This is a genomic window from Streptomyces sp. NBC_01426 (genome assembly GCF_036231985.1).
In the GTDB taxonomy this organism is placed as follows: domain Bacteria; phylum Actinomycetota; class Actinomycetes; order Streptomycetales; family Streptomycetaceae; genus Streptomyces.
This window is the reverse complement of the sequence record NZ_CP109500.1, coordinates 3,869,397-3,893,995: the sequence shown is the minus strand read 5'-3', so window position 1 is coordinate 3,893,995 and position 24,599 is coordinate 3,869,397. Positions and strand designations below refer to the sequence as shown.

22 protein-coding genes and 1 tRNA gene are annotated in these 24,599 nt (G+C 71.0%); 11 read left to right on the top strand and 12 right to left on the bottom strand.

All coding sequences use genetic code 11. The features are described from left to right. Window positions 1-493 precede the first annotated feature (493 nt). The 7 genes from pheA to OG906_RS17195 form a co-directional block, all read right to left on the bottom strand. Window positions 494-1,429, bottom strand: a complete 936-nt coding sequence (gene pheA / locus OG906_RS17225) for a prephenate dehydratase (RefSeq protein WP_329443814.1) — start codon at window positions 1,427-1,429, stop codon at window positions 494-496. Between the two features lie 42 nt (window positions 1,430-1,471). Further along, the gene (efeB, locus tag OG906_RS17220; protein ID WP_402302454.1) at window positions 1,472-2,767 is read right to left on the bottom strand and encodes an iron uptake transporter deferrochelatase/peroxidase subunit; all 1,296 of its coding nucleotides are present in this window, start codon (window positions 2,765-2,767) and stop codon (window positions 1,472-1,474) included. Continuing rightward, window positions 2,764-4,782 (bottom strand): copper resistance CopC/CopD family protein, encoded by a 2,019-nt coding sequence (locus OG906_RS17215; RefSeq protein WP_329443809.1) that lies wholly within the window; start codon window positions 4,780-4,782, stop codon window positions 2,764-2,766. The genes efeB and OG906_RS17215 overlap by 4 nt, the downstream gene beginning before the upstream one ends. Before the next feature lie 22 nt (window positions 4,783-4,804). Further along, the gene (locus OG906_RS17210; protein WP_329443808.1) at window positions 4,805-5,305 is read right to left on the bottom strand and encodes a copper chaperone PCu(A)C; all 501 of its coding nucleotides are present in this window, start codon (window positions 5,303-5,305) and stop codon (window positions 4,805-4,807) included. Further along, window positions 5,302-5,955 (bottom strand): SCO family protein, encoded by a 654-nt coding sequence (locus OG906_RS17205; protein ID WP_329443806.1) that lies wholly within the window; start codon window positions 5,953-5,955, stop codon window positions 5,302-5,304. The genes OG906_RS17210 and OG906_RS17205 overlap by 4 nt, the downstream gene beginning before the upstream one ends. Window positions 5,956-6,023: 68 nt before the next feature. Beyond that, window positions 6,024-6,737 carry a YcnI family copper-binding membrane protein gene (locus tag OG906_RS17200; protein ID WP_329443804.1) on the bottom strand — a complete coding sequence of 238 codons (714 nt, stop codon included), beginning with the start codon at window positions 6,735-6,737 and terminating at the stop codon, window positions 6,024-6,026. A 111-nt stretch (window positions 6,738-6,848) separates the two neighbouring features. After that, window positions 6,849-7,658, bottom strand: coding sequence for a hypothetical protein (locus tag OG906_RS17195; protein WP_329443802.1), 810 nt, complete (start codon window positions 7,656-7,658; stop codon window positions 6,849-6,851). A 223-nt stretch (window positions 7,659-7,881) separates the two neighbouring features. Here OG906_RS17195 and OG906_RS17190 point away from each other — a divergent pair, with 223 nt between their 5' ends. Further along, complete coding sequence (locus OG906_RS17190; RefSeq protein ID WP_329443800.1) at window positions 7,882-8,364, top strand: ATP-binding protein; 483 nt, start codon at window positions 7,882-7,884, stop codon at window positions 8,362-8,364. 92 nt (window positions 8,365-8,456) lie between these two features. Here OG906_RS17190 and OG906_RS17185 read toward each other — a convergent pair whose 3' ends face one another. Together OG906_RS17185 and OG906_RS17180 are read right to left on the bottom strand one after the other, a co-directional pair. Beyond that, window positions 8,457-9,923, bottom strand: coding sequence for an aminopeptidase P family protein (locus tag OG906_RS17185; protein WP_329443798.1), 1,467 nt, complete (start codon window positions 9,921-9,923; stop codon window positions 8,457-8,459). A 92-nt stretch (window positions 9,924-10,015) separates the two neighbouring features. Continuing rightward, complete coding sequence (locus OG906_RS17180; protein WP_329443796.1) at window positions 10,016-11,569, bottom strand: PP2C family protein-serine/threonine phosphatase; 1,554 nt, start codon at window positions 11,567-11,569, stop codon at window positions 10,016-10,018. 407 nt (window positions 11,570-11,976) lie between these two features. Between OG906_RS17180 and OG906_RS17175 the strand changes: the two genes are divergently transcribed. Next, a complete protein-coding gene (locus OG906_RS17175) occupies window positions 11,977-12,693 on the top strand; it encodes a bifunctional DNA primase/polymerase (RefSeq protein WP_329443794.1) in 717 nt (238 codons plus the stop codon). A 130-nt stretch (window positions 12,694-12,823) separates the two neighbouring features. Next, complete coding sequence (locus OG906_RS17170; RefSeq protein WP_329443793.1) at window positions 12,824-13,384, top strand: hypothetical protein; 561 nt, start codon at window positions 12,824-12,826, stop codon at window positions 13,382-13,384. 181 nt (window positions 13,385-13,565) lie between these two features. Here OG906_RS17170 and OG906_RS17165 read toward each other — a convergent pair whose 3' ends face one another. From OG906_RS17165 to OG906_RS17155, 3 genes are all read right to left on the bottom strand, one after another. Further along, the gene (locus OG906_RS17165) at window positions 13,566-14,552 is read right to left on the bottom strand and encodes a DUF5926 family protein (protein WP_329443791.1); all 987 of its coding nucleotides are present in this window, start codon (window positions 14,550-14,552) and stop codon (window positions 13,566-13,568) included. Between the two features lie 245 nt (window positions 14,553-14,797). Continuing rightward, on the bottom strand, window positions 14,798-15,400 hold the full coding sequence (locus OG906_RS17160) for an ATP-binding protein (protein WP_267802279.1): 603 nt from the start codon (window positions 15,398-15,400) through the stop codon (window positions 14,798-14,800). Between the two features lie 84 nt (window positions 15,401-15,484). Next, on the bottom strand, window positions 15,485-16,285 hold the full coding sequence (locus OG906_RS17155; RefSeq protein WP_329443789.1) for a glycerophosphodiester phosphodiesterase: 801 nt from the start codon (window positions 16,283-16,285) through the stop codon (window positions 15,485-15,487). Window positions 16,286-16,519: 234 nt separating this feature from the next. Here OG906_RS17155 and OG906_RS17150 point away from each other — a divergent pair, with 234 nt between their 5' ends. From OG906_RS17150 to OG906_RS17115, 8 genes are all read left to right on the top strand, one after another. Beyond that, complete coding sequence (locus OG906_RS17150) at window positions 16,520-18,040, top strand: S1C family serine protease (protein WP_329443787.1); 1,521 nt, start codon at window positions 16,520-16,522, stop codon at window positions 18,038-18,040. A 142-nt stretch (window positions 18,041-18,182) separates the two neighbouring features. Beyond that, window positions 18,183-19,088, top strand: coding sequence for a LysR substrate-binding domain-containing protein (locus OG906_RS17145; RefSeq protein ID WP_329443785.1), 906 nt, complete (start codon window positions 18,183-18,185; stop codon window positions 19,086-19,088). A 100-nt stretch (window positions 19,089-19,188) separates the two neighbouring features. Further along, window positions 19,189-19,743, top strand: coding sequence for a cysteine dioxygenase family protein (locus OG906_RS17140; protein WP_329443783.1), 555 nt, complete (start codon window positions 19,189-19,191; stop codon window positions 19,741-19,743). Continuing rightward, a complete protein-coding gene (locus OG906_RS17135; protein ID WP_267802274.1) occupies window positions 19,743-20,795 on the top strand; it encodes a YeiH family protein in 1,053 nt (350 codons plus the stop codon). Before OG906_RS17140 ends, OG906_RS17135 begins: the two co-directional genes overlap by 1 nt. Before the next feature lie 237 nt (window positions 20,796-21,032). Beyond that, window positions 21,033-21,983 (top strand): trypsin-like serine peptidase, encoded by a 951-nt coding sequence (locus tag OG906_RS17130; RefSeq protein WP_329443779.1) that lies wholly within the window; start codon window positions 21,033-21,035, stop codon window positions 21,981-21,983. 43 nt (window positions 21,984-22,026) lie between these two features. Continuing rightward, window positions 22,027-22,113 (top strand) — tRNA-Ser (locus tag OG906_RS17125). A gap of 380 nt (window positions 22,114-22,493) precedes the next feature. Continuing rightward, window positions 22,494-22,919, top strand: coding sequence for a DUF6344 domain-containing protein (locus OG906_RS17120; protein WP_329443778.1), 426 nt, complete (start codon window positions 22,494-22,496; stop codon window positions 22,917-22,919). 1,146 nt (window positions 22,920-24,065) lie between these two features. Next, complete coding sequence (locus OG906_RS17115; protein ID WP_329443776.1) at window positions 24,066-24,377, top strand: hypothetical protein; 312 nt, start codon at window positions 24,066-24,068, stop codon at window positions 24,375-24,377. Window positions 24,378-24,599 lie beyond the last annotated feature (222 nt).

The window sequence follows — 24,599 nt, the reverse complement described above, 5'->3', positions numbered from 1 at the left end:
TCACACCGATATCACGCTGCGTGTCGCTATGTCCCAATTGCCGCGAATGTAAAACCGTTGTCCGCCGGCCGGATGCGATCGTTCCCGGAGGGTCGATAAAAGCGGCCCATTCCCTGAAAAGGGGCAAACGCCGGGCCATGGGCGGCTCCTGGACCGGCCTGTTGGCCGTTCTTTGTCCACAGGAATTCCTGTGGAAGCGCTCTTATCCACAGGCTGTGCGCCGCATCTGTGGAAACGCGCAGAGTTCATTCGCGACCGGCGGTCCAGCGGGGCTAATCAGGGTTCAAACCACCCTCACACACTCATTCGGGTGGGAATGGCTCGCCCCAACGAGTTGATCTGCGATGCGCGGGTGACGCCGTTCACCTCCCGCTCTCCAGCGCGAAACCCGAGCCACCCGACCGATTTGTCGACCTTGTCATGCTGCTCTGTCGACTTGTCCCCAGGTCACCATCTCGCCCTGTGGATAACTCTGTGGATAGTGGACGAAGACCTACGCGCGGCCGTCGAGGCAGCGCGTCAGCCAATCGGAGGCCGCCGTGAAGTCACCGTCGGAGGTACCGGGGCGCGAGGTCCGTACGTCACCCAGAGCGACACCCGCCCGCGGGTACGAACCGAGGAAGCGCACCTGCGGACACGTCCGCTTCAGCCCCATCAGCGCCTCGCTGACCCGCCGGTCGGAGATGTGGCCCTCGGCGTCGACCGCGAAGCAGTAGTTGCCGATGCCCGCGCCCGTCGGCCGGGACTGGATCAGCATCAGGTTGACGCCGCGCACGGCGAACTCTTGGAGCAGTTCCAACAGCGCACCGGGGCGGTCGTCGCCGAGCCACAGCACCACGGAGGTCTTGTCGGCGCCGGTCGGCGCGGCGGGCCGCGCGGGCCGGCCGACGAGCACGAACCGGGTCTCGGCGTTCTCCGCGTCGTGGATCTCGGTGACCAGAGCCTCCAGCCCGTACGTCGCGGCGGCGAACTCGCCCGCGAAGGCGGCGTCGAACCGGCCCTCCTGCACCAGCCGGGCACCGTCGGCGTTGGACGCGGCCGACTCCCACAGCGCGTCGGGCAGGTTCGCCCGCAGCCAGTTGCGGACCTGCGGCTGGGCCACCGGGTGCCCGGTGACCGTCTTGACGTCCGACAGCTTGGTACCGGGCCGCACGAGGAGCGCGAACGCGATGGGCAGCAGCACCTCGCGGTAGATCATCAGCGGCTCGCCCGAGGCCAGCTCGTCGAGGGTGGCGGTGACCCCGCCCTCCACCGAGTTCTCGATCGGCACCAGCGCGGCGGCGGCTTCACCGCTCCGCACGGCGTCGAGGGCGGCCGGCACGGACACCATCGGGACGAGCTCCCGGGTGGCGGCTTCCGGCAGGGTGCGAAGGGCGGCTTCGGTGAAAGTGCCCTCGGGACCGAGATAGGTGAAACGAGTGGCCGACATGTGATCAGCCTAATGCCGGAGGCCATGGCTCCGACGGGCTGTTCACCCTTCGAGCAGCCGCTGTCCGACGTACTCCCCGGCACGCGGCCCGGGCGGGACCGCGTACAGCCCACTGGACTCGTGCCGGATGAACTCGGACAGGGCGTCACCGCGGTCGAGCTTGCGCTGGACGGGTACGAAGCCGCGCAGCGGATCGGCCTGCCAGCAGATGAAGAGGAGTCCGGCGTCGGGGGTGCCGTCGGTGGAGATCCCGTCGTGGAAGGAGAACGGACGACGCAGCATGGCCGCTCCTCCGTTCTGCTCGGGAGCCGAGATCCGCGCATGGGCGTTGGACGGGATCACCGGCTTGCCGTCGCCGCCGAACTTGGTCAGATCCATCTCGGTGCTCTCGCCGCCCCCGGTGAGGGGCGCCCCGGTGGCCTTCGTGCGACCGATGACCTGCTCCTGCTTGGCCGTGGGCTGCTTGTCCCAGTCGTCGAGGAGCATGCGGATCCGGCGGACGACGGCGTACGAGCCCCCGGCCATCCAGGAGTGTTCCGCGGGCCCGGGGCCGCCGGCGGGAACGAAGATCCGCTTGTCGAAGTCGGGCTCCGAGGGCTTCGGGTTGCCGGTGCCGTCGATCTGGCCCATCAGGTTGCGGGCGGTCATCGGGGAGACCGTCGCGCCGGGAGACCGGTTGAAGCCGTTCATCTGCCAACGCACCCGGGCGGCGTCCCCGGCGTCCTTGTGCAGGGCGCGCAGCGCGTGGAAGGCGACGAGCCCGTCGTTCGCGCCGATCTGGACCCACAGGTCGCCGTTGCTCCGCTGCGGGTCGAGCCGGTCCGAGGAGAAGTTCGGCAGCGGGTCCAGGGCCGCGGGGCGGCGGGCGGCCAGGCCGGTGCGTTCGAAGAAGGAGTGGCCGAAGCCGAAGGTGACCGTGAGAGACGAGGGCCCCGCGTCGAGGGCGATCCCGCTGTCGGCGTTCGGCGCGGTCTCTCCCGCCATCAGCCGCCGCGCCGTTTCGGACCAGCGGCGCATCAGCGCGGCCGCCTCGGTGCGGCCGGCGCCGGGGGCCAGGTCGAAGGCCAGTACGTGGCCCTTGGCCTGGAGCGGCGTGATGATGCCGGCCTGATGGTCCCCCTGGAAGGAGACCTGCGTGGCGCCGAGCGAGGTGAGGGCTCCCGCGGCGCCGGCAGCGCCGCCCGCCGGGGAGTCGGACAGTGCCGCGTGCGTGAGGGCACCGCCGACGCCGCCGAGCGCGAGCCCGGTGGCGCCCGCGGCGCCGACCGTGCCCAACAGTCGGCGCCGGGAGATCTCGATGTCGGGGTGGTTGTCGCTGCTCTCGGTCACGCTGGTCAGCCGATCTTCACGTTCTTCTGGACGGTCGTCTGGTCGATGTCGGAGGTACGGACGGTCACGTCGATGCGCCACTCGCCCGCGAGGGGCAGCTGAACCCCGGACGACGTCCAGTGTCCGGGAGCGGCCCGGTCCGGGGCGACCGGCAGCGGGCCGATGTCCTTGGCCGGGAGGGTGAAGGCGACCTTGATCTCGGGAAGGTCGAGCGGCTGCCCGTCCGGGCCGTCGGCCCAGAGGTGGAGGGTATTGGCGCCCACCCGGCCGGGGTCCAGCTCCAGCCGCACGGTGCCCTTGCCGTTCTGGCCGCCGGTGTCGAAGGGCAGGGTGATCTTCACGGCCCGGTTCGGGACGGCGGTCGACGCACCGTTGCGGCCGGTCTCCTGCTGCACGGCGCGACCCGGCTCGGTGTTCGTCAGGATGGTGGTGACGGCCAGCAGTGCCACGGCCACACAGGCCTCGGCGAGAACGGAGCGGCGCAGTCCCGCGCGGCCCGGATCGGAGTCCCGTACCTGCTTCTCGCGCGCGTTCTCCCGGGCGGCGCGCTGCCGGGCGAGCTGGGTGGCGCGCTTGGGGTCGGAGGGAACCGTCTCGCGCGTTGCCGCGGGAACGGTCTCGCGCGTTGTTTCACGTGAAACATCGGCCGTTGTTTCACGTGAAACAACGGCCTTCGTTTTGGCCGCCTTGTTCGGCACCCGGCCTTCGGCGAGCCGGGCGGTCCAGCCCCGCGAGACGTAGGCGATCCCGACGAGGACGGCGACGAGGCCGACCTTGATCAGCAGCAGTCGTCCGTAACTGGTGTCGGTCAGGGCGGACCAGCTTCCGAGCTGGCGCCAGGATTGGTAGACGCCGGTGATCGTGATCACCAGGACGCTGATGAAGGCGACCTTGGAGAAGCGCCGGACGGCCGCACGCTCGATGTCGGGGACCTTGTGGAGGGCGACCAGCAGGGCGGCGAGCCCACCGAGCCAGGTGGCCACGCCCAGCAGGTGCAGGATGTCCGCGGGCATCGCGATGCCCGGCTGGATCCCCGTGGAGGCGTGCTCGGCCAGTGCCCAGGTCGCGGCGATGCCGGCGGCCAGGACGGAACCGCCGATCCCGAGTCCGAAGGCGAGATCGGCGGTGTCCTTGCGGTCCTGTCCTCCCTCGTCCTCTCCCTTGGACGGGGCCGGAGTGCCCGCGGTCCCGGCCGCCTGCTGCCGGCGCGCGTACGCCCCGAACAGCACGGCGATGAAGAGCGCGGCCGCGCCGAGGAGCAGCAGCCTGGACACGAGGGAGGCGCCGGTCTTGGTCTCCAGCACGGCCTTGAGGCCGTCGAGGTCGAAGACGTCGGCGAACTTGCCCGAGCCGGTGTACGGGTTGCGCAGTGCGAGCGTCGCCAGCGTGGCGGCGGTCAACGTGACCCAGCCGCGCAACACGAGCTTCTGCAGGGGACGTTCGACCGATCCCCGCCGCCAGCAGAGCAGGATGAACGCGGCGCCGCCGACGAGCACGATGAAGCCCGCGTAGGCGGCGTACCGGGCCAGCCCGTAGGCGACGCCCACGGGGCCGCCGCCGGCCTGCTGCGCGGGAAGGGCGACCTGGGTGGCCGACGGGGCGCCGATGGAGAAGGTGAAGGCACCCGAGATGGGATGGCTGTCCGCCGAGACGGCCTGCCAGGCCACGGTGTACGTGCCGTCGGGCAGGCCGGAGTGCAGGGCGGTGCCGTAGCGGATGGTGGATCCGCTGCACATGTCGCGCAGTTCACCGGTGTCCACGCGCTTGCCCTGCGGGTCCATCACGCGGATGGAGTCGTCGCCCATGGCGACCTGCTCCGAGAAGGAGAGGGTGACCTGGGCGGGCGCCGTGGCGACCACCGCCCCGTCCTTGGGGTCGCTCGCGGTGAGGGCGGCGTGTGCCGTGGCCGGTGCGGCCGCGGCGAACAGGGTTGCCAGCAGGGCTGCGAGGACCAGCGCGCATCGCGGCAGGAAAGCCGGGATGTGCGCGCGGGCCGGGGCGGGGGCGGGGGCGGTGGCCGTCATGGTGTGTCGGTTCCTCGGTCCGTCAGTGGGCGTTGGAGTTCTGCGCGTTGTACGTCCGTTCCTTGACGTCCAGCTCGACCTTGACGGGGTCGGCCTTCTCGAAGCGCAGCTCGACGGTGACCTTGTCGCCGACCTTCGGCTTGTTCTTGAGACCCATGAACATGACGTGGTTGCCGCCGCGCTCCAGGTTCAGTTCGCCGTTCGCGGGCACGTCCATGGACGCGACCTGCCGCATCTTCTGGTCCTTGGTCTCGTGGACCTGGAGATCGTCCGAGAGGGGGCTGGTGACGCCGGTGAGCTTGTCCGCGGTCTTCGAGTCGTTCTTGATGACCATGAACGCGCCGGCCATCTTGTCGTTGACCGGCTCGGGCATGTAGGCCCCGCTGACGGTCATCGTCGGCTTGGCATCGTCGGACTTGGCGCCGTCGGCCTTGGTGTCGGAGTCCGAGGAACAGCCCGATATGGCGAGCGCTGCCGTCAGGGAGAGCGCGGCGGCGAGGGTGCGGGTGGTGCGGGCGTTCACGGGGTGTCTCCCTTGACGAGCTTCGGCAGGTCCTTGGCGTAGTCATCGACGGTGGTGCCCTCGCCGTAGAGGACGTAGCCCTCGTCGGTCTTGGGCGAGAACGCGATGACCTGGGCGCCGTGCATGGAGACGACGCTGCCGTCGGCCTCCTTCTTGGCGGCCTCGATGCCGATGCCGAGCGTCCGTGCGCCGGCCTGGATGGCGGCGAAGTCCCCGGTCAGTCCGATGAAGGACGGGTCCTGGGCCTTGAGCCACGCGCCGAGGGAGTCGGGGGTGTCCCGTTCGGGGTCGGTGGTGACGAAGACGACCTGGAGCTTGTCCTGGTCCGCCTTGGGAAGCGCCTTGCGCGCGACGGCGATGTTGCTCATCGTCAGCGGGCACACGTCGGGGCAGTTGGTGTAGCCGAAGTAGATGAGCGTCGGCCGGCCCTTGGTCTGCTCGCGCAGGTTCCACGGCTTGCCGGTGGTGTCCGTGAGGACCAGGTCCGGCTTGTCGAAGGGCCGGTCGAGGACCGTCGCGGCCCCGGTCTTGGTCTGACCGCTGATCAGCTTGACCGAGTCGCCGGTCTTGGCGGGGTCACCGCCGCAGGCGGTGAGGGTGAGGGCGGCCGCCGCGAGGAGCGCGGCGACCGTCACACGTGTGGTGCGCATGGAGAGGTGTCCCTGGGATCGGGGATGGTGCGGATGGTCTGAATGACAGGGCCTGCGGGCCCGTCGGGTCAGGAGGCGCGACGACGCGAGGCGATTCCGAAGGCGACGCCGCCCAGCCCGATCACGATGCCCGCGATGCCGAGGGCGCGCGCGGTCGTGTCCGAGCCGCTCTTCGCGGCCTCGTCGTGGGCCTTGTCGTCGCTCTTGTCATCGGCGGCCTTGGCGTCCCCCGCGGCGTGGTGGTCGTCACCGGCCTTGGCGGCGACCAGCTTCAGGACGGGCGCCGGGTTCTGCGGTTCCGCCGCGCCTTCCTTGGCCTCCTCGATCCAGCGGACGACCTCGTTGTTGTCGTACGTCTGGATGGCCTTGAGGACCATCTGGTCCGCGTTCTCCGGGAGCTTGCCGACGGACACCGGGAACTGCTGGAACTTGCCGGGCTCGATCTTGCCGCCGCTCCAGGTCACCTTGGTGACGGCCTCGTTGATCTGCTTGCCGTGCACGGTGAGCGGCTTGTCGAGCTTGGACTTCTCGACCTTCACGGTCCAGCCGGGGACGTCCTGCGGCATGACGGAGGTCAGCGGCTGGTCGATCGGGAAGTTGACCTCCAGCTGGGTCGTCGACGCGTTGTCGCGCTCGTTCGGGACCTTGAAGTTGATGACCGCGTAGCCGCCCTTGGTGGCCTCGCCGGGCTGTACGCCGACGTGGGCGAAGGCGGTGCCGGACAGGACGAGGACGGTACCGGCGGCGAGGGCGGCGGCGAAGGAGACGCGAGAGGCCTTCATGGCAGAAACACTCCACGGAAACGGTGTGACGGTGGCCCCGCGCACGGGCGCGCGCGGAGTTCGCGGCACCGGTGCACCCGCCGGGTGTTCCGGGGAGGTGGGGATGCCGCGTCAGGCTGCGAGGGCGAGACCGCCGGGTGGGCCGCGCCTGATCACCGTGTGCTGGAGGGCCTCCCGCCCGGTCGCCGCGACCGGGGCGGCCGCGGTCCGACGGGTCCGGGGAGTACGGGAGGACGTCCCGAGCAGCCCGTGGCCGAGGAGGCGTACGAGGGCCAGCGCGGCGCGCAGCGGACGTACGGGGTCGGCTTCGGTGGAGAGCCGGGAGAGTTCGACGAGCCGGAACAGGGCGGCGTCGCCGCGCCCGAGGAGCCAGCCCGCGGCGAGCGCGGCCAGCAGGTGGCCGAGCAGCATGGCCGGGCTGAACAGTCCGGTCGCCGGGACGGCGGCGGCCTGGGTGGCGTGTGCGTGGGCCATGTGACCCTGCGCGGCGGCCTGCTCGGCCATCGCGGCCGGGTCCAGTCCGGCGCTCACCAGGATCCGCCGGGCATCGGCCGGGTTGATCGGAACGGAGTTGCCGCCGCAGACCAGTCGGGCGGCGAGCGCCGCGAGCGAGGAGTCGGACAGGGCGGGGTCCGCGGCCGAGGCGGCGCCGTGCTGGCCCAGGCCGAAGACCGTGTGGAGTCCCAACTGGCCGACGGCGAGCCCGGCGGCGATGCCGGGCAGCGAGCGCCGGCGGCCGGCGAGCGGCGCCGCGACCGCGAGGACGGCGAGGAAGCCGATGCCGAGGGCCCACCAGGGAACGGTGGCGCAGGATGCCAAGGCGTGCCCGACGGCGGACAGCACGACGCAGACCGCGGCGAACACCGCGGCCCGGATCGTCCGGAGGCCTGCTCCGGCCTGCGTCGTGTGGGGGGCAGTCATGGCCGGGTCATCATCGCACTGCCCCCGGGCGGCCCATACGGCAGGTCCGGAAGGTCCCATGCGTCCCCCCGCGGGAGCCGTGTGCGGGTCGCAGAGGGCGCGGCGCGGTGGCCGGTGTCGCCGGGGGCGTACACCGCCGCCCGGGAGCACCACATCGGCCGAATGAGCGCTCTGTCCGCTCTCGGGGGCTTACGGCCGACCTCGGGCGGCAATAGCTAACCGTATGAGCATCTGGTGGTCTCTCCACTTGAGGCGCGAAGCCGCGAGCGTGCCGCTCGCCAGGCGGTTGCTGCTGGGGACGATGGAGACCGCGGGGGTGGATCCTGACATTTCCTTCGACCTGTCGGTGGCGCTGAGCGAGGCGTGTGCGAACGCGGTCGAGCACGGTGGCCCGGCGTCCGCCGCCTGCTCCGCCGGCGGACCGGTCCCGGAGGAGTGGGCGGCGTACCGGGTGACGGCCTACCTGGACGGGGACCGTTGCCGCATCGAGGTGACGGACTCGGGCCCGGGTTTCCCGCCGACGACGGTCGAGGGGCACGGTTCCCCGCCGGTCGACGCCTCGGAGAAGGAGCACGGCCGCGGCCTGTGGCTGATCACGGAACTCGCCGACCACGTCCGCTTCGGCAACGGGCCGGGCCGGGGCGCGGTGGTCAGCTTCGACAAGATCCTCAAGTGGCGGGACGGCGCCCTGTTGCAGGCGTCGTAGGAGCGGGAGCCGCACAGCGCGGCCGGGACCCGTCCCCGGACACACCGGTGGGCGGCACCCGTGCGGGTCCCGCCCACCGGCGTCGGGTGATGTCAGCCCTTGAGGCGTGCCATCCAGGCCTCGACCTCGACCGAGGTGCGGGGCAGTCCGGCGGAGAGGTTCCGGTTGCCGTCCTCGGTGACGATGATGTCGTCCTCGATCCGGACGCCGATGCCGCGGTACTCCTCGGGCACGGTCAGGTCGTCGGCCTGGAAGTACAGACCGGGCTCGACGGTGAGGCACATGCCGGGCTCCAGCGTGCCGTCCACGTACGCCTCGGTGCGCGCGGCCGCGCAGTCGTGGACGTCCATGCCGAGCATGTGGCCGGTGCCGTGCAGGGTCCAGCGGCGCTGGAGCCCCAGTTCCAGGACGCGCTCGACCGGGCCCTCCAGCAGACCCCACTCGACGAGCTTCTCGGCGAGCACGTGCTGCGAGGCGTCGTGGAAGTCGCGGAACTTCGCGCCCGGCTTGACGGCGGCGATGCCGGCTTCCTGGGACTCGTAGACCGCGTCGTAGATCTTGCGCTGGATGTCGGTGTACGTGCCGTTGATCGGCAGGGTGCGCGTCACGTCGGCGGTGTAGAGGGAGTGCGTCTCCACGCCGGCGTCGAGCAGCAGCAGGTCGCCGGAGCGGACGTCGCCGTCGTTGCGGACCCAGTGCAGGGTGCAGGCGTGCGGACCGGCGGCGCAGATGGAGCCGTAGCCGATGTCGTTGCCCTCGACGCGGGCACGGAGGAAGAAGGTGCCCTCGATGTAGCGCTCGGACGTGGCCTCGGCCTTGTCGAGCACCTTCACGACGTCCTCGAAGCCGCGGACGGTGGAGTCGACGGCCTTCTGCAGCTCGCCGATCTCGAAGTCGTCCTTCACCGCGCGGGCCTCGGAGAGGTAGACGCGCAGCTGCTCGTCGCGCTCCTTGGTGACCTTGTCGGTCAGGGCCGTCTCGATGACGGAGTCGTGGCCGCGGACGTTGCGGACCGGACCCTCGGCCTCGGTGAGGGCCGCGGCCAGTTCGCGGACGTCCTTGGCGGGGATGCCCAGCAGCTGCTCGGCCTCGGCGAGGGAGTGCCGGCGGCCGACCCACAGCTCGCCCTGGCCGGACAGCCAGAACTCGCCGTTCTCGCGGTCGGAGCGGGGCAGGAGGTAGACGGTCGCGGTGTGGCCGCTCTCGCCCGTGGGCTCCAGCACGAGAACGCCGTTCTCGGTCTGGTCGCCGGTGAGGTACGCGTACTCGGTCGAGGCACGGAAGGGGTACTCGGTGTCGTTCGACCGGGTCTTGAGCCGGCCGGCGGGGATCACCAGGCGCTCGCCGGGGAAGCGCGCGGACAGCGCGGCGCGACGGGTGGCGGTGTGCGCGGCCTGGGCGATCGGCTCCAGTCCACGCAGTTCCGTGTCGGCCCAACCGGTGCGCATGCTCTCCGCGAGTTCCTCGCTGACGCCCGGGTACAGCCCGTTCTTGCGCTGCTTGTGCTTCTTCTTGGGCTGCTCTTCTTCCGGGGTCTCCGGGGTGAGCTCGTCAGCCACGTCATCTCCTCAGCTACGACATGCAAGGACCGGGTACGGACCCCGTCCATCGTATGTGTGAGCGGAAGATGCCCGGCGAACTATGTGACAAATCAGTCAAACCGGGCGGCGAGCAGAACGATGTCCTCGGTGGCGTCCTCCCCCTGGACCGGTGTGGCCTCCCCTTCCGGCAGGACGGTGCGGAGGATGTGGTCGCAGATCGCCGCCGGGTCCTCGCGAGCGGCACGGGGAACACCCGCGGCCGCCGCGTGCAGCCGGGCGTACGCGCGGTCCATCGGGTCTCCGGTGCGCCGCAGCAGTCCGTCCGTGTAGAGCAGCACCGTTTCTCCGGGAGCCGGTTCGATCTCCACGCTCGGCGCCTCCCAGCAGGCCAGCATCCCGAGCGGCGCGGAGAGCGAGGTCTCCACGTACTCGGTCCGCCGCTCGCCGATGAGCAGCGGCGGGGTGTGCCCCGCGCCGGCCAGGATGATCTTCCGGGCGGCCGGTTCGCAGTAGGCGAAGAGCGCGGTGGCCGAGCGCGCGGGTTCGGTCAGCCGCAGCAACAGCTCCAGGTCGGAGAGGACCGCTACAGGGTCCTCACCCTCCATGACGGCGTACGCGCGCAGGGAGGCCCGCAGGCGACCCATCGCGGCGACGGCGCTCGGACCGGCGCCGGTGACGGAGCCCACGGCGAGACCCATGGCGCCCTCGGGCAGCGGCAGTGCGTCGTACCAGTCGCCGCCGCCGCGCGGGCCGGTGTGGTGCCGGGCCGCGAGCTGCACGCCGGGGATCCGGGGCAGCCGGCTGGGCAGCAGCTCCTCCGTGACGATGGCCAGGCGGGAGCGGGAACGCTCCACCTCGACCATGCGGGCCAGGTGCTCGGCGGCGTGCCGGACGTACAGCCCCGCGAGGTCGCGCTGACGTTCGCCGGGTTCGGCCTGCTCGTCGTAGAGCCAGACGGCCGCGCCGAGTCGGCCGGTGGCCTCGGCGGTCAGCGGCAGCGCGTAGCTGGCGGCGTAGCCGAGTCGGGCGGCGACCTCGCGGTGACGCGGGTCGACCGGGACGCCGAACCCGCCGGTGCCGGGTGCCTCACCGGGTTCGGGGAGCACCTCGGAGCCGCCGTGCGCGTCCGGGAGCCCGTCCAGGATGCGGCCGTACGAGGTGGCGCTGCGCGGCACCGTCTCGATGTGGCCGAGGTCGGCGTGGCCGAGACCGAGGCCGATCGTGGTGGTGGGGCCGAGGCCGTCGGAGGGTTCCAGGACGACCAGGCCGCGTCGGGCGCCGACCAGCGCGGCTCCGGCGCGCAGGAATTCCCGCAGGGAGGAGTCGAGGTCGACGGACCGGGCGAGGCGTTCGGTGAGTTCGTGGAGGGTGGTGAGGTCGGAGACCATGCCCGCCAGGCGGTCCTGGATGACGCTGCTCGCGGCAGGCGGAGGGGCCTGGGCGGGGGTGCTGCGTGCGGGTGTGGGCGCGGTGGGCGCCTGAGTGTGCGGTGACGCTGTAACTGCTGGATCGATTCCAGCCACTTTCGGCAGATGCGGGGCGCTCATGGCGTCCGCCTTTCCACCTGGTGCGATTCGCCATATAGCATCGCAAACCCCCAGATCGTGCTGCGCCGCCATCAATGGATCCACATCTACACGCACACGAGGATCGATGTCCAGCATTGCCCAGGTGGGAATCCTGGTGTCCGTGAGACGGCAACTCACTGTGCGGCCAAGGCTAAAACTTGGCCGGAAAAAGCGGGAAGCGGACGGTTTTTGCGATCGACTGGGCGGGCGTCACTGCGGGCTCGGGTACGTAATCGGTGGTGGCCGGGGCGAGTTGAGACCTTTCGGCACCCGCCGGGAACCGCCCGGCGCAGCCCGTCGTCCTTAGCGGCGGCAGCCGGTCTCGACCCGGTGCGGGTCGCGTTCCGCCCCCCGCCGGACGTTTGATGGACCCGTAAGAAAACTGCACGAACCGTGTGAACCTGCTTCTGGCGGACAGTGACGCGCAACGTGTACGTGTGGTGATGCACCGCTTACCTGGTGTGATGTGGCCCTCGACGTTCAACGGAAAGGAACGAGCGCTCATGCGCGAGATCCTCGGAAGGCGTCTCCAGCGGCTCCGCGATCGCTTGAAAACCCTGCGACCGACCTCCTCCTCCGACCGGATCCCGGACGGCGGCACCCCGTCCCTCCTCGACGCGGCTCTCGTCTGCGCCGCCGAATGGCGGTGGCCCGTGCTGCCCGGCGTGGGCCGGGCCGGTGCCGACGGCGTGCGCTGTGCCTGCCCCGATCCCGACTGTGTGGTGCCCGGCGCCCATCCCTTCGACCCGGGGCTGCTCGCGGCCACCACCGACCCCCGGATGGTGGCCTGGTGGTGGGCCAGGCGGCCGGCCGCTCCGTTGCTCGTGGCCACCGGCGGGGCCGCTCCGTGTGCGGTGAGCCTGCCGGCCACGGCCGCCGCGCGTGCCGTCGGACGGCTGGACGCGCAGGGCATGCGGCTCGGTCCGATCGTCGCGACGCCGACCAGGTGGTCCCTGCTGGTGGCGCCGTATTCGTTGGAACGGCTCGGTGAACTCCTGTACGCCAAGGACCACGTGCCCTCCTCGCTGCGCTTCCACGGCGAGGGCGGCTACCTGTTGCTGCCCCCGTCCGTCGCGTCCGGCGGTGGACAGGTGTGTTGGAACCGGGAGCCGGAGGTGGGTCCCGACGGCATCTGGCTGCCCGAGGTGGAGGCGGTCGTGGACGCGTTGGTCGAGGCGAGCAGCGGAGCGCCGGGCGGCGGCAGCCGGTTGGCGTACTGATCGACGCCGTGTCCCCGAACGCCGATCTCCGCTCGGGAGATCACTCGTACGGGTGCCGGCTGGGCGAGTTTCCAAGGGAATTGGGCGCGGGGATCTCCGCGCCCCTTTCCCGCATCGCTATCTTCGGCGAATGAATCTCCGCCTGATCGCTATCGGCGCCGGTGTGCTGATCATCTTGTCGCTTCCCCTCGCGGGGGCGATCGCCGGGCCGGATTTCGCCGGTCAGGATGACGGAAAGGGCGGCGGGTTGCTCTCCACGCTCGGCCTTTCGGACCCGTCCCGCACGAAGGGCAAACCGTCGCCCGCGGCCCGTCCCGCACAGCCCGGGCCACCCGTGCAGCCGCGTACGGATGCCCGGTGCGGCCCCGAGGTCTCCTCGCAGCACGGCGTGGAGGCACAAACCTGCGTCCTGGTCGGCGATGGCAGTACGTGGGGCCGGAGTTACTACCGCAACACCAGTGGCCGCGCGTTGGACGCCGTGCTGACGATGATGGGGCCCGCGGGGCGCACCGTGCAGATCCGCTGCGTCGTCGGGCCGGGTGACGAGCCGGGGCTGTGCGAAACACCGCGTGACGACTCGGCGGGAGGCCCGGAGGGCTACTCGGCCGTGGCGGAGTTTGCAGTTCCGGATGATGAAGGGGCGTTGCTGCTGAGGTCCGGGAGCAACTCACCGGCACCGGGCGATGGTTGAACATCGCCTGAAATGGAAGGGCCCGGTCGCTGGCGACGGGGGATGCACCAGCGACCGGGCTACAAGAACGGTAACAAGAGATCGCCTGTTCGCAAATTCGATCTCTGATATTCGGACACGGATTTGCAGGCGATTAGCGGGAGTTGTGACCCCAGTCACCGGTCCTGGGCGCGCGCGGTGGTCAGCTGAGCGTGACCTGGCGGTTCGTGAGGCCGGCGCGGGCCCGACGCTCCTCCGTCGTCAGGGGCGCGTCCGTGGCGAGGGCCGCGGCCAGGCGCTCCGCGAGTTCCGCGGCGGGCTTCTCGACGTCGTCGGCCGAGACGCCGGTGGGCAGGTCCCAGACGGGAACCATCAGACCGTGGGCGCGGAAGGAACCGACGAGCTTGGTGCCTTCACCGAGGGACGAGGTGCCGGCCGCGTGCAGTCGCGCCAGGGCGTCGAGCAGCTTCTCCTCGGGCTGCGGCATGACCCAGCGCAGGTGGTTCTTGTCCGGCGTCTCGCACCAGTAGGCCGCGTCCACGCCGGCCAGCTTGACGGTGGGAATCGCGGCGGCGTTGGCGCGTTCCAGCGAGGCGGCGATCTCCGGAGAGGCGTTCTGGGCGTTCTCCGCATCCGGAATCCAGAATTCGAAGCCACTGTGGACAACCGGCTCGAAAACGCTGTCCGTGTCCAGGAGATCCTGAAGTCGCGGGCCCTCGGCCGGAACCCGACGGGCGGGAACCGGGGTACCCGGCTCCGTCACCAGCGCGCGCTCCAGGGTGTCGGCCATGTCCCGGGCGAGGTCACCGGTGGTCGAGTCGTTCTGCAGGCCCAGGAGGACGGAGCCGTCCTCGCGGCGCAGCGCCGGCCAGGCCATCGGCAGCACGGTCACCAGCGTCACCGAGGGAACGCCGTCGGGCAGGCCGCTCTTGAGGGTGAGCGGGATGGTCGCGGCGGGTACCAGCTCGCGCAGCGCGACCCAGTCGCACTCGCCGGGCAGGCCCTCGAAGGGGCGCCGCACGTGCTCGGTCACGGCGTGCGCGGCGGCGGCGCCGTGACAGGCCTTGTAGCGGCGCCCGGATCCGCAGGGACATGGCTCGCGGGCACCCACCACGGGGATCTCCCCGTTGTTGAGCTGCGGCGTGCGCTGCGACTTCGCGTTCTTCGCGGCGGGGCGCTTCTTTGCCATCGTGGGTGTCTCCCGGTTGCGGCGGTGCGGCGGTTTTCTGGGCGCGAGCCTAGCCGTTCACACCGCCGGAACCTGTGGGGTGCGGCCGGTAGCGCGGTCGGCGTGCGCTTCCGACGGCCGCCTCCGTTGCCGCGGTCGGCCGGGTTCCCGGTCCCGGGCGGCGTCCCGCGGGTGCCCGGGGCGTGGGGTGGCCCGGGCACGCGCTCGGTGACTCGGGACCAGGTTCCGGGATCCGGACCGGGGACTCAGTGGCTCAGGTCGTCGAAGGCCGTTCCGAAGCCGATCGCCGGGGCTGTGACGCGCGTAGCGAAATCCTCGTGACGGGTCCCACAGGCAACGACCACCCACACGGTGACCTCACCCGCAGCCCCGTCCCGGACGCCCCAGTCCTGGGCCAGCGCGCTGATGATGTTCAGCCCCCGGCCGCCGCGCGCCGTGACCGAGGGGGTCGAGGGGATCGGACGGGTGGGTCCGCCGCCGTCCGTGACCTCGACCGTCAGCCGTCCCGCCCCGTCGACGCGCCAGGCGGCGCGTATCTCGCCGTCCCCGACCTCCCGGGATCCCAGTGGCCGGCCGTGGCGGCAGGCGTTGCTGAGCAGTTCGGAAAGGATGAGTACGGCATCGTCCACGACCGATTCGGACAGTCCGCCGGTCCGCAGTTGCTCGCGCATGCGGCGCCTTGCCTCGCCCACGCCCGCAGGACCGTGGCGTACGTCCATGCACCACGACGTGGGCACTTCGTGTGCCATCACCAACGCCACCCCCGGAACCTCCTTAGCCCCACGCCAAGGTCTGGATGCCCCAATGGCCTGGACCGGAAACCGTTCATGAAGTGCCCTCTGGCGCATTCACGACGACAAATGCGGAGCGGATGCGCCGGGGCACACCCTGTGACGAGTGGGACACGTGTGGTGGGTGGGCAAATCGGGACGTCAGCGCCCGAGTTGTGACAGAACTTGGCGCGGTCTGTTCGTGATGATTGCTTCTACACCCAGGTCCGCGCAGAGCTGAACGTCCGAGGGTTCGTTCACGGTCCACACGTGAACCGAGTGTCCCGCCGACTGGAGCTTGCGGATGTAACCGGGATGGTTGCGCACGATGCGCATCCCGGGGCCGGCGATGCTCACGCCGGCCGGCAGCCGGCCGTCCCGCATGCGCGGCGAGATGAACTGCATCAGGTACACGGTCGGGATCGTCGGCGCGGCCGCCCGCACGCGGTGCAGCGAGCGCGCGGAGAAGCTCATGACGCGGACCGGGTGCGGGCCCTCGGCGGGCGGGGCGTCCAGTCCGAAGCGCTTGAGGAGGAAGAGGAGCCGCTCTTCCACCTGTCCGGCCCAGCGGGTCGGGTGCTTCGTCTCGATCGCCAGCTGTACGGGCCGCCCGGCGTCGGAGACCAGCTCCAGCAGCCGCTCCAGGGTGAGCACGGAGGTGCGCTCCGGATCGGAGTCCCAGTCCGGGGACTCCTCGCGGTCCTTCCAAGAGCCGAAGTCGAGGGCCGCGAGATCGGCCAGCTCCAAGGCGGACACCGCGCCGCGGCCGTTGGAGGTGCGGTTCACCCGGCGGTCGTGGACCAGGACCAGATGGCCGTCGGCCGTGAGCCGGATGTCACATTCGAGGGCGTCGGCCCCGTCCTCCATGGCCTTCCGGTAGGCGGCCAGAGTGTGCTCGGGGGCGTCCTCCGAGGCACCGCGGTGGGCGACGACCTGGATGGGGAGCGGCGTTGCGTGGGTCACGGGGTCATGGTGCCACCGCGGCGGCCCCGCACGGCGTGGCGAGCTTGCGGATGCGCCCGAAATGCCGGGGATAAAGGATGGGGGGAGACGCACAGGTCCGGCTTACAGTGCTCTGACGGGTCATGGGAAAGGCTTTGCACTGGAACTTGTGCGGCACGTCGAACGTTCAGTCGGACCGGTATCGCCAGATATTTCCAGGACCAGAAGCCGTGTTTGTGACGAGGAGAGAGCGCTGTGAGCACCGAGAACGAGGGCACCGCGGCCCAGAAGCCCCCCGCGGCCCCTTCCGTACCGCCTGCGCCCGTGCCCGCCTCCACCCCTGACCCGGCCGCCGAGCCCCAGGCGGCGCGGCCCGCCGACGCCGTTCCCCCTGCCCCCGTCACCCCGCCGCCCCCGGCCGGCGTGCCCGGCCCGGAGCCGACGCAGCAGCTTCCGCACACCCAGGGCGGGCCTGTGGCCCCCGGGTATGCCCAGGACCAGGGGTACGCCCAGGCGCCGCCGTACGCGCAGCCCCCGGCCGCCGCCCACGGGGCCGAGGGCTGGCCCCCGCCGCCGCCCACCGTTCCCTCGTACGTCGACGGCGGCCACGGCGGTGGCGGCTGGGGAGTGCCCCTGACCGCGGACGGCCCCCCGCCCAAGCCCAAGGGCAGGGGCGGACTGATCGCGGGTGTGCTCGCGGCCGCCCTCATCGCGGGCGGTGTCGGTGGCGGCATCGGCTACTGGGCCTCGGAGCGCTCGCACGACGGCTCGGGCTCGACCACCATCAGCGCCAGCACCCCGAAGGACCTCAAGCGGGAGGCGGGCTCCGTCGCCGGTCTGGCGGCAGGGGCGCTGCCGAGCGTGGTGACCATCGAGGCGAAGGCCGGTGACGGCGAGGGCGGCACGGGCACCGGCTTCGTCTACGACGCGCAGGGCCACATCCTCACCAACAACCACGTGGTGGCCTCCGCGGCCAATGGCGGCAAGCTCTCCGCGACCTTCTCCAACGGCAAGCGGTTCGAGGCCGAGGTCATCGGCCGCGCCGAGGGCTACGACGTGGCCGTGCTCAAGCTGAAGAACCCGCCGGCCGGCCTCAAGCCGCTGGCGCTGGGCGACTCCGACAAGGTGGCCGTCGGCGACTCGACCATCGCGATCGGCGCCCCCTTCGGCCTGTCCAACACGGTCACCACCGGCATCGTTAGCGCCAAGAACCGCCCGGTGGCATCCGGTGACGGCTCCAGCGGCAAGAACTCGTACATGAGCGCGCTGCAGACGGACGCCTCCATCAACCCCGGCAACTCCGGCGGCCCGCTCCTCGACGGCCGCGGCGCGGTCATCGGCATCAACTCCGCGATCCAGTCGGCCGGCAACGGCGGCTTCGGCGGCGGTCAGGCCGGTTCGATCGGCCTCGGCTTCGCCATCCCGATCAACCAGGCGAAGAACGTCGCCGAGTCGCTGATCAAGACGGGCAAGCCGGTCTACCCGGTGATCTCGGTCTCCGTCGACCTCCAGGCCAAGACGGAGGGTGCCAAGATCTCCGAGTCCGGAGCCCCCGCCAACGAACTGGTCGACCCGAACGGGCCGGCGGGCAAGGCGGGCCTCAAGCCCGGCGACATCATCACCCAGCTGGGCGACAAGCCGATCGACAGCGGCCCGACCCTGATCAGCGAGATCTGGACGTACAAGCCGGGCGACACGGTGAAGCTGACCTACCTGCGCGGCGGCAAGCCGAGCACCGTGGACATCACCCTCGGCTCGCGGACCGGGGACAAGTAGCACCCACCCACGCACCCACGACCCGGACCGGGCTCCGCTCGACCGGCTCTGCTCGACGGGAGCTGGACGCCGGCTTGATGGAGAGGGGCCGCAGGCGCGATTAAGCCTGCGGCCCCTCCCAACGTCCGCTTATGCTTTGGGCGTGTTCGATTCCCGGCACATACGGACATTCCATGAAGTGGTCGCCTGCGGTTCGTACTCGGCCGCCGCGCGGGCCCTCGGATACACCCAGCCCGCGATCACCCAGCAGATGAAGGCGCTCGAACGGGCCGTCGGCACCCCGCTGTTCACCCGCATCGGCCGCACGATGCAACTCACCGAGGCCGGCCGGTCGCTGGCCAGGCACGCCGACTCCATTCTCGGCAGCCTCTCCGCCGCCGAGGCCCAACTGAAGGCGTACGCGCGTCTGAGCACCGGCCGGGTCCGGGTCTGCGGGTTCCCCAGCGTCAACGTCACCCTCGTTCCGGAAGCGCTCAGTGGCCTGGCCGCGTCCCATCCGGGGATCCAGGTCGAACTGCTGGAGGGGGAGCCGCCGGAGTCGCTGCACCGGCTGCGACGCGGCGAGTGCGACATCACGCTGGCCTTCACCTATCCCGGACTGCGCGAGGAGGTTCCGGAGGAGGTCGACGAGGTCAGGCTGCTGGAGGACCAGCTGACGGTGCTCCTGCCGACCGGGCATCCACTGGCCAGGCGCCGGGCCGTCCACCTGGCCGACCTGGCCGAGGAGCGGTGGATCGCCGGGTGCCCGCGCTGCCGGGCGAACCTGCTGCACGAGTGCGCGGAGCTCGGCTTCGTGCCCGACATCCGGTTCGCGACCGACGACAACCTGGTGGTGCAGAGCCTGGTCGCGCAGGGCCTGGGCGTGGCGATGATGCCCGCCCTCGTCCTGCCGTCATTGGCCCTCACCCGGGTCTGCGGGCGGGCCCTCCAGCCGGCGGCCCGCCGTCACATCTCCGCGTACGTGTACCGGGACCACCTGAGGATTCCCGCGACGGCCGTGGTGTTGGACGAACTGAAACGGGTGGCGTCGAACCGGGTCGGCTGCTGACCGCAGCCGTGATCGCCCGCCCCAATCCATAAGCTGTGCTTGGGATTTCGGGTGAAAACTGTCGTTGGACGTGATCGGTGGGCTGTTCGACGCTGCCCCTATGACCACCACCACGCCGGCCAGAACGACCGCGAGGATGGCCGCCCTCGTCAGCGAGATCCGCACGGTAGTGGAACGCGGGCTCGCCCCCGACCTGACCGCGTACCTGGTCGGTGAGCGGATCGCCCCGCACCTGGGCGCGTTCGACCTGCTCACCCCCGACCAGTGCGAGGGGCATCCGGACCGGTACCGGCAGCACATCCTGCACGCGGAGCCCGACGGCAGCTTCTCGGTGGTGGCACTGGTGTGGCTGCCGGGTCAGGAGACGTCCATCCACGACCACGTCTCGTGGTGCGTGGCCGGGGTCCACCAGGGCGCGGAGAGCGAGCGCCGCTACCGGCTCGCCCCGGCGACGGGCACGGACGGCGCCCGGCTGGTGCCCACCGAAGAGGTGGTCAACGACCAGGGGGACGTCTGCGGGTTCGCCCCGCCCGGCGACATCCACCAGGTCCGCAACTCCTGTCGCACGACGGCGATATCCCTTCACGTCTACGGCGCCGACGTCTCCCGGCTGGGCAGCAGCGTGCGCCGCGTCTACACCCTCCCGGCCGACTGATGGCCCTGTTGCATCGCCCCGTCCACCGGCCCGGGCGGGCACGCGTTGTTTCACGTGAAACATCCTCCCCTTGGCCGGGGTTGGGGCTGGCCGTCGCGGGCGCCTTCGTGGCCTGGTGCGTCCACCGGTTGGTGCCGGCCGTGCCGATGCTGACCGCGGCGGTGGTGCTCGGCATCGCGATCGCCCACCTCCCGCGACTACGGACCGTCGTACGAGGCCCCGCGCGGGCGGGCCTCTCCCTGGCGGGGCGGAGGTTGATGCGGATCGGCATCGTCCTGCTGGGACTCGGTCTCGGCCTGGACCAGGTGCTGGGGCTGGGCTGGGCGACCGTCGCCATGGTGACCGGGGTGGTCGCGGCCACCTTCCTCGGGACCCTCTGGCTGGGGCGCAGGCTCGGACTGCCGGGCGATCAGCCGCTGTTGATCGCGACCGGCTACTCGATCTGCGGAGCCTCGGCGATCGGCGCCGTCAGTCAGGTCTCCGGCAGCGACGAGGAGGACGTGGCCTCGTCGGTGGCCCTGGTCACCCTCTGCGGAACGCTGGCCATCGCGGTGCTCCCGCTCCTCCAGGACCCGTTGGCACTGTCCGACCTCGCCTTCGGGCGCTGGGTGGGCGCGAGCGTGCACGACGTCGGCCAGGTCGTGGCGACGGCCCAGACGGCGGGCCCCGGCGCCCTGGGCGAGGCCGTCCTGGTGAAACTGATGCGGGTGGCGCTGCTGGCCCCGCTCGTCGCGGCCGTGGCCTTCTCCGTACGGGCCCGGCGGCGTGGGGTGCGCACGGCCTCGGGCCGCCGGCCGGCCCCGGTGCCCCTGTTCGTCGCCGGGTTCCTGGCGGCTGCCGCGCTGCGGGCGACGGGTGTGCTGCCCGACGTGGCGCTGGAGTGGGCACACACCGCGCAGGAGGCGCTGCTGGCCGCGGCGCTGTTCGGGCTGGGCAGCGCGGTGCACCTGCCGACCCTGGCCCGGACCGGGGGGCGGGCGGCGCTGCTCGGTCTCGGGGCATGGGTGGTGGTCGCCGGGGCCTCGTACGCGGGTGTCCTGCTCACGCTCTGACCGGGCGGTCGGCGCGTCCGATGCGCCTGGCGGGGGTGGCGGCATCTGATCCCCCTTCTCAGGTGTCACGGAACGGAAGGGAGTTGGCCATTTCCTGGCCGGAACCGAACGAACGTTCCGACCGGTGCCTGACATCTCGTACGGCCCGTGCAACCCTGCACCCGATCCGCACCGGCAACTCTTCACCCCCACCCTGCCCGGACCCGACCGGCCCGGGCACGGCAGAAGGAGTCCTGCGTGAATCGTCATCGCACGGCCTTATCGGTTCTGTTGGCTGCGGGCGCCCTGCTGGCCGGCGCCTTGAGCGCCGCCACCCCGTCGGTCGCCGCCGACGCCCCCGTCTCGTTCCGTCAGCAACACAGCCAGGGCTTCTGGACCGCCGAGCGCATGCGGTCCGCGGTCCCGCTGGACGTCACCGCGGCGCCGGGGAGCGTCCGTACGGCTCCCTCCCCGGCGGACCGACCCACCCGTGTGGCGCCCACGACCGTCCCCGCCTCACCCACCGCGTTCCCGCAGGCGGGTGGCGCGTGGACGGGCGGCGGGGCCGTGGTGAAGACGTCCGGCCGGGTGTTCTTCACCATGGGCGACCGGACGGCGTCCTGCTCCGGGGATTCGATCACCGGCGCCAACGGCAGCACCGTCATCACGGCCGGGCACTGCGTGAAGTACCAGGGCGCCTGGCACACCAACTGGGTCTTCGTCCCGGGGTACGACAACGGCAACGCGCCCTTCGGCCAGTGGTCGGCCACGCGCACCTTCGCCACCGCGCAGTGGGCGGCGAGCGAGGACATGAACATGGACGTCGGCCTCGCGGTGGTGGCCCCGCTGAACGGCCAGAAGCTCAGCCAGGTCGTCGGGGCCCAGGGGATCCTGTTCAACGGGGGCTACAACAAGAAGATGTACTCCTTCGGCTTCCCCGCCGCGGCGCCGTACGACGGCACCAAGCTCGTCTACTGCAGCGGCAACAGCAGCAAGGACTTCCTGCTCACCAAGGACCACGGGCTGGGCTGCAACATGACCGGTGGCTCCAGCGGAGGCCCCTGGTTCCAGGACTTCAACGAGGCGACCGGACTGGGCACCCAGGTCTCGGTGAACAGCTTCGGATACGTCTTCCTGCCGAACCGGATGTTCGGCCCGTACTTCGGCAATGAGGTCAAGGCGGCGTACGACCAGGCACAAACGGCCTGACCAGCCCCGCACACCCCCACCGCCCGGTACTCTGTACCGGCCAGGTGGGTTGCCCGAGCGGCCTAAGGGAACGGTCTTGAAAACCGTCGTGGCAGCGATGTCACCGTGGGTTCAAATCCCACACCCACCGCACCAGGTCAGACAGCGTTCTGATCAGAAGGGGCGCCCCTCGTCAGGGGCGCCCCTTCGGCGTCCACCCGCTATCACGGAAGGCGGGAGCGCGCTCGACCACGGCCGGGTCGAAGCCGTCGGGGCGAGCGGCGCGGAGGCTGTCGCGCGCCGGCCGTCGACCTTTCTTCCGACCGTCCTGCCCTTCCGGCGGTTGTGACGTGCCGTCGCTCCGGGGCCTCCACCAGTGCGTTTCGCGGGCCTGAAAGGGCGCTTTGGGCCTTCTGAGTGGTGTTTGTCGGAAGATCGGCGCGCGTGGTGGAGGTGTTCCGGTTGCGCACACATCATGGCGAATGTATTCAGATCGGCCCGTCGGAACATCGCGAAATGAGGCAACCCGTCATGGCACACCGCAGCAGCGTCACGTCCATCTGGACCGCCGTCCTCGCCGCACTCGTGGCACTCTTCGCCGCCCTCGGCCTCGGCGCCAAGGCGGCCCCGGCCGCCGCCCCCTTCTCCGCTCCGGTGGTTCCGACCGCCACCGTGCGCCGGCCGGCCGTGATGGCCCGGCGGACGTGGCGGGCGATGATGCGGGGAGGCTCGCTCCCGCCCACCATCAAGCAGCGGATCCGGGCCGAGGCCCACGGCAAGACCCCGTCCGTTCGTCGCTCGACCACTGCCCTTGCCGCCGGGAACGCCGGGACCGCCGTCAGCCCGGTCGACGGTGCCACCCCGATCGCCCCTCTCGTCCCTGCCGCATCCGTCGCCACGGTCGCCGCGACCACCTCGGCCGGAACCGCCGCACGAGGCATGGCGCTCGCCGCGTAGTCATCGCCGTGCAGCACTTGTGCTCGCGCAACCATCTGGCCCTGGTAGGGGCCGCGGACGTCGTGGGTACGGAACGGTGGGTACGGAGCAGCACCGCCCGGACGGGCAGGCGTACGCGCCTACGCCGGGCAGACGGATCAAGCGCAGCGGTACGGCGATACGGCAGCGCGGGAACGCAGCAGCGCAGCCCCGCAGCAACCCAGCAGCGCAATAACGCGGCAACCCAGAGCAGCAGAGCAACGCAGAGCAGAGCAACGCAGAGGTAGAGCAGCAGAGCAGCACCGCGATATGGCAGTACGGCGATACGGCGATACGGAAGCGCGGCCAGTCGGCGAGACGTCGAGAGGCCAGGACAGCAGTCCGTGAAGCCGGCAGTACGGACAAGGGCCGCCAGGGCAGTACGGCGGCAGCGCGCCGACGTCGTAAGACAGCGGAGCGGTACGACGAGCGGGGCACCGGTTTCGTGCGGGCGGCAAGGCGGCGCGGCCATGTAGGTCGAGCGGCAGGACGCACCACGCGGCGAACGGCAAGGCGAGCGACAAGGCGAGTGACAAGGCGAACGACAAGACGAACGACACGGTGAACGCCGGTACAACGGCGCGACGGAACGTCCACGCGGTGGCGCAAGGCGCCGCCCGCACGACAGCATCCGGCGCGGTGGTACGGCGGCAGTACATGGAGCGGTAGGCGCTGGAGCCCGGTCGCACGCGACCGTGGATCGCGCCACGACGTGCCCCGGAGCGGGGGCATGGACCGTTCACCCCGGCGGGCGCCGGGGGCGTGCAGGGGGCGCGAGCGTGACGTCCCAACGTGACGCAGGGTCGCAGGCCCGGGAGACGGTGGGGTTCCCGGCGGGCGCGACCCTTTTTGGCATGTCCGGGGTGCGGTGATTTGGCGGAACGATTCCGCACGGGTGTCGCAGGGGTTTCGGAGCCTGGGGAGGCGCTGACCTGGGGCGCTCGGGGCGCGAATGGGGTTTATCCGATGTTGCTCATGCTTGCGGGGGAATCAGGGGCTCCGGGGTGGTTCGCCGGGGATTCGGTGGGCAACTCTGAGGTCGCGACGTCGTCACCACACGTAATGACCGGGTCGGTCGGCCAACTGCCCTGGTGTGAAGTCCACTTCGGTTTTCTGGAGGATAAAGACATGGCAAGCATCCGTACCGCCCGCGTCATCGCCGCCGTCGCCGCTCTTCCGCTCGCCGTCGCCTTGTTCGGCGGTGTGGCCACGGCCGACAACGGCTCGTTCGCGAACGACGGATCGAATGCGAGCGTCGCGAGCATCGTCGGCAGTGGCGTGGGTGGCAACAACAACGGCAACTCCTCCACCTCGCAGCAGGTCGCCACCGGCTCCGGTGCGTCCAACCAGAGCAACACCGCGCAGGTCAACGGCTCGGCCTTCACCGCGATCCAGCAGCACAACCCGAACGTGGCGGTGAACTTCTTCCCCTTGTTCTGATCGTTCCGCATGCGGCCTGAGTCGCGATGAGTGTTGAGGGCGTCTGCGCTACCGGACCGGCTGGGGTCCGGTAGCGCAGGCGCCCTCCGGCGTTTCCCGCGGACCGCCGGCCGTGCGCGTCCTGCCGCGACGGGCTGCGGCCGCTGCCCCGCAGCGACGGAGCCTCGGTGGACCCTTGACATCCACAACAGATCTGACGGACAGTCAGGTTTCCGTTGATGT

Excerpts from the sequence above, each read along its gene's own strand:
- pheA (WP_329443814.1), bottom strand. The coding sequence starts at position 1,429 with ATGTCGGCCACTCGTTTCACCTATCTCGGTCCCGAGGGCACTTTCACC.
- OG906_RS17215 (WP_329443809.1), bottom strand. The coding sequence starts at position 4,782 with ATGACGGCCACCGCCCCCGCCCCCGCCCCGGCCCGCGCGCACATCCCG.
- OG906_RS17205 (WP_329443806.1), bottom strand. The coding sequence starts at position 5,955 with ATGCGCACCACACGTGTGACGGTCGCCGCGCTCCTCGCGGCGGCCGCC.
- OG906_RS17200 (WP_329443804.1), bottom strand. The coding sequence starts at position 6,737 with ATGAAGGCCTCTCGCGTCTCCTTCGCCGCCGCCCTCGCCGCCGGTACC.
- OG906_RS17195 (WP_329443802.1), bottom strand. The coding sequence starts at position 7,658 with ATGACTGCCCCCCACACGACGCAGGCCGGAGCAGGCCTCCGGACGATC.
- OG906_RS17190 (WP_329443800.1), top strand. The coding sequence starts at position 7,882 with ATGAGCATCTGGTGGTCTCTCCACTTGAGGCGCGAAGCCGCGAGCGTG.
- OG906_RS17180 (WP_329443796.1), bottom strand. The coding sequence starts at position 11,569 with ATGCTGGACATCGATCCTCGTGTGCGTGTAGATGTGGATCCATTGATG.
- OG906_RS17175 (WP_329443794.1), top strand. The coding sequence starts at position 11,977 with ATGCGCGAGATCCTCGGAAGGCGTCTCCAGCGGCTCCGCGATCGCTTG.
- OG906_RS17170 (WP_329443793.1), top strand. The coding sequence starts at position 12,824 with ATGAATCTCCGCCTGATCGCTATCGGCGCCGGTGTGCTGATCATCTTG.
- OG906_RS17165 (WP_329443791.1), bottom strand. The coding sequence starts at position 14,552 with ATGGCAAAGAAGCGCCCCGCCGCGAAGAACGCGAAGTCGCAGCGCACG.
- OG906_RS17160 (WP_267802279.1), bottom strand. The coding sequence starts at position 15,400 with ATGCGCCAGAGGGCACTTCATGAACGGTTTCCGGTCCAGGCCATTGGG.
- OG906_RS17140 (WP_329443783.1), top strand. The coding sequence starts at position 19,189 with ATGACCACCACCACGCCGGCCAGAACGACCGCGAGGATGGCCGCCCTC.
- OG906_RS17135 (WP_267802274.1), top strand. The coding sequence starts at position 19,743 with ATGGCCCTGTTGCATCGCCCCGTCCACCGGCCCGGGCGGGCACGCGTT.
- OG906_RS17120 (WP_329443778.1), top strand. The coding sequence starts at position 22,494 with ATGGCACACCGCAGCAGCGTCACGTCCATCTGGACCGCCGTCCTCGCC.
- OG906_RS17115 (WP_329443776.1), top strand. The coding sequence starts at position 24,066 with ATGGCAAGCATCCGTACCGCCCGCGTCATCGCCGCCGTCGCCGCTCTT.